Here is a 611-nt window from a genome sequence, read left to right as displayed (position 1 = left end):
GTTTCCTAATGATTTTTCATCATGAAGAAAAGTTGGCCCGCTCTGTGCATTATCCCTTGGCAGATGCTCGCCAAGGGTGGGCTCATAACAAGATTTGCCAATGATTGGAGAAAACAACATGAAGAAGCAAATGCAACAGGGTTTCACCCTTATCGAACTGATGATCGTGGTTGCCATCATCGGTATCCTGGCCGCTGTAGCGATCCCGCAGTACCAGAACTATGTCGCTAAATCACAGGTTACCCGCGTAATGCAGGAAACCGGTGCGATGAAAACTGTGGTTGAAACGTGTCTCCTTGAGGGCCGAGTCACCCCTGTGAATAGTGGTGCTCCTGCTCCTGGTGAATGTGATCTGGGTTGGACCGGTAGCAACCTGATCGGTGCTTCCTATACAGAAGGTGAGCTGACGGTGTCTATCGATGCTAATGGCACGGCCTCTATTGCTGCTGGTTTTGGTGACAGCGCAGCTACTACTTTGGCTGATAGTTCACTGACTTGGTCGCGTACTGCTGCTGGCGCTTGGTCTTGTGCTACTACTGCTGATGCAAAATACCAGCCGACTGGTTGTGGCGCAGGCAGCTAATATAAGACAACTACTGTCTTAGACTAAA

Annotated in this window: 1 protein-coding gene; it reads left to right on the top strand. The window is 49.8% G+C overall.

The window, feature by feature from the left end; all coding sequences use genetic code 11:
• The first annotated feature begins 118 nt into the window (after nt 1-118).
• Complete coding sequence (locus A3754_RS07580) at nt 119-583, top strand: pilin (protein WP_063519225.1); 465 nt, start codon at nt 119-121, stop codon at nt 581-583.
• The last annotated feature ends 28 nt before the right edge of the window (nt 584-611 follow it).

The organism is Alcanivorax sp. HI0083, from assembly GCF_001635175.1.
Note: the sequence above shows the minus strand (reverse complement) of the source record. Positions and strands in the feature narration are given on the sequence as shown.

Bases quoted from the DNA above. Each gene is read 5' to 3' on its own strand.
- A3754_RS07580 (WP_063519225.1), top strand. From the start codon at position 119: ATGAAGAAGCAAATGCAACAGGGTTTCACCCTTATCGAACTGATGATC.